Here is a 2,685-nt window from a genome sequence, read left to right as displayed (position 1 = left end):
TATAAACGATAATAAAATACTACGTGAAAAGACCACGTTTTATATAAAAATATACCTTAAGTTGATGGATGTGGGGGACCGCCACATGGCCTGGGAGGGACTGCCATGCATAGAAGCGGTCAGGGCCCTTTCCTGCCACGTGCAAAGTTTTAAGACAAAGAAGGGCAGCAATCCATATGCTCAAAAATGAAGATAACTTTCTATAGGTAATACTACATTACATTGTATGAATGATTTCATGCTCTTCTTTTGATTTTCTATAATCTTCACCCTAAAATAATTTAAAAGATTTATTCTTGCTTTCTTACGCATACTTAAAAGTAGGAGACTTCTTTCGAATTATGTTAAACTCTTCTAAGATACTATTTATACATTAATAAAGGTGAGGGTACCCAGTGAACAAAAACGACAATACACATTGCACTATGGTTATATTTGGAGCAACAGGCGATTTAGCAAAGAGAAAATTATTCCCTTCTATATATAGCCTATATAAAAAAGGACGGCTCTCTAAAAATTTTGCTGTTGTTGGTGTGGCAAGACGTGAATGGAGTGATGAGGTATTTCGTGAAAATGTATTTTCCTCTATTCAAGAATCAAAAATTAAACCAGGGAATGATTTAGATGAATTTTTAACTCATTTCCGATACTTAGCGTTTGATGTTACGAATACCGCTTCTTACCAAGATTTGAATACGTTACTTACTAACCTAGAAGAACAATTCAATATTCCAGGAAACAGAATGTATTATATGGCAATGGCTCCTGAATTTTTCGGAACAATCGCTTCTTACTTGAAATCAGAAGGTGTGACAAACTCAAACGGTTGGAATCGATTGATTATTGAAAAACCTTTTGGACATGACTTGCCATCCGCACAAAAATTAAACGAAAAACTTCGTCAAGCATTTTCGGAAGATGAGATTTATCGCATTGACCATTATCTAGGAAAAGAAATGGTTCAAAATATTGGTGTCATTCGTTTTGCAAATGCAATATTTGAATCACTATGGAACAATAAGTACATCTCTAATATTCAAATTACATCCAGTGAATCTTTAGGTGTAGAGGACCGCGGTGGTTACTATGACCATTCCGGTGCTTTAAGAGATATGGTACAAAATCATATGGTACAAATGGTTGCTTTACTGGCGATGGAACCGCCAATTCGTTTAACAACAGAAGAAATCCGAAGCGAAAAAATTAAAGTATTGCGCGCACTTCGACTAATAACAGTAGAAGAAGTTGATCAATATTTTGTACGAAGTCAGTATGGATCAGGAACAATCCATGGAAAAGAAGTTCCTGGATACAGAAGCGAAAGTAAAGTGGATCCAAACTCAAGAACAGAAACATTTGTGGCAGGTAAATTATTAATAGACAATTTCCGCTGGGCAGGTGTGCCGTTCTACATTCGTACAGGTAAGCGCATGCAAGAAAAATCAACAAAAATCGTCATTCAGTTTAAAGAATTGCCAATGAACTTATATTCTAAATCAGAAAACAACATTCATCCAAACCTGCTTATTATTCATATTCAGCCGGATGAGGGGGTTTCTCTTGTTTTAAACGGTAAAAAAATTGGTACTTCTGAAAAAACAACACCATTTAAGCTTGATTACTGCATTGACTGCGTGGACGGAGTAAATACACCAGAAGCTTACGAGAAACTTCTATATGATGCAACTCAAGGCGATGCAACAAACTTCACTCACTGGGATGAAGTAGCATTATCATGGAAATTTGTTGATGTTATTTCTAAAGCATGGCAAAAGGATGTATCAACAGATTTACTTACTTACGAATCAGGATCAATGGGACCGCAAGCTTCTGATGATTTACTTGCGGAAAACAACTTCCATTGGTGGCCTATTTCAGATGATAATGACTACTCAATCTAATCAAGGGGGAATTCTTCTGAAAAAAGTATATGATATTACAGTACCTATTTACGAAGGAATGCCTGTATATAAAAACAAACCGGAAAAACAGCCTCAACTTTCCAAAGTTACAAACGGTCATGTAACAGAATCCACATTAAAAATGGATGCTCATACAGGAACTCATATTGATGCGCCCTTGCACATGATAAATGACGGAGACACGTTTGAAACACTTGATATTGAGAAATTAGTAGGCGAAGCAAAGGTTTTTGACCTGACACATGTTGATGGTGGCATTACTGCTGAAGACCTGAAAGATTTCGATATTCAAAAAGGGGATTTTGTTTTATTTAAAACAAAGAACTCCTTTGATGAAGGATTTAACTTCGATTTTATTTATTTAGCTGAAAGCGGTGCGAAACTGCTTGCTGAAAAAGGTATTCGCGGTGTGGGCATTGATGCATTAGGTGTTGAACGTGCCCAAGAAGGTCACCCAACCCATAAAACACTATTTGCACGCGATATTATTGTAATCGAAGGATTAACATTTAAAGAAGTAGAAGCGGGTACATACTTTATGGTTGCGGCCCCATTAAAACTAATGGGTACAGATGCATCACCAGCGCGTGTGTTATTATTCCAATAAAGTGAAACTTCCATCAGTGGGAGTCTTACCGCCTACGAATTGCGGAATAAAAAATGGACCAAGAATTTAATCTTGGTCCATTTTTTATTTTATATCCATTTTGTATGGAATGTACCTTCTTTATCCACTCGTTTATACGTATGTGCTCCAAAATAA

At 36.4% G+C, this 2,685-nt stretch carries 4 protein-coding genes; 3 read left to right on the top strand and 1 reads right to left on the bottom strand.

The genetic code is table 11. The annotated features are described in order from the left end of the window. The 3 genes from BAU28_RS30790 to BAU28_RS27040 all read left to right on the top strand — a co-directional run. Positions 1 to 190: hypothetical protein (locus BAU28_RS30790; RefSeq protein ID WP_208610982.1), on the top strand; the 190-nt coding region annotated here is incomplete at its 5' end. Between the two features lie 235 nt (positions 191 to 425). After that, positions 426 to 1,901, top strand: a complete 1,476-nt coding sequence (zwf, locus tag BAU28_RS27045) for a glucose-6-phosphate dehydrogenase (protein WP_244158211.1) — start codon at positions 426 to 428, stop codon at positions 1,899 to 1,901. Beyond that, positions 1,879 to 2,529: a cyclase family protein gene (locus BAU28_RS27040; protein WP_071721059.1), complete on the top strand. Its 651-nt coding sequence runs from the start codon at positions 1,879 to 1,881 to the stop codon at positions 2,527 to 2,529. Before zwf ends, BAU28_RS27040 begins: the two co-directional genes overlap by 23 nt. Before the next feature lie 89 nt (positions 2,530 to 2,618). Here BAU28_RS27040 and BAU28_RS31630 read toward each other — a convergent pair. Next, a partial coding sequence (locus BAU28_RS31630; RefSeq protein WP_420866077.1) for a hypothetical protein occupies positions 2,619 to 2,685 on the bottom strand: 67 nt, incomplete at its 5' end.

Origin of the sequence: Bacillus paramycoides (genome assembly GCF_001884235.1) — a bacterium.
GTDB lineage: Bacteria > Bacillota > Bacilli > Bacillales > Bacillaceae_G > Bacillus_A > Bacillus_A paramycoides.
The sequence above is the reverse complement of the archived record's forward strand: the minus strand, read 5'-3'. Positions and strand labels throughout refer to the sequence as shown.

What these genes read in the sequence shown, in the direction of transcription:
- zwf (WP_244158211.1), top strand. Translation starts at nt 426, where the DNA reads ATGGTTATATTTGGAGCAACAGGCGATTTAGCAAAGAGAAAATTATTC.
- BAU28_RS27040 (WP_071721059.1), top strand. Translation starts at nt 1,879, where the DNA reads ATGATAATGACTACTCAATCTAATCAAGGGGGAATTCTTCTGAAAAAA.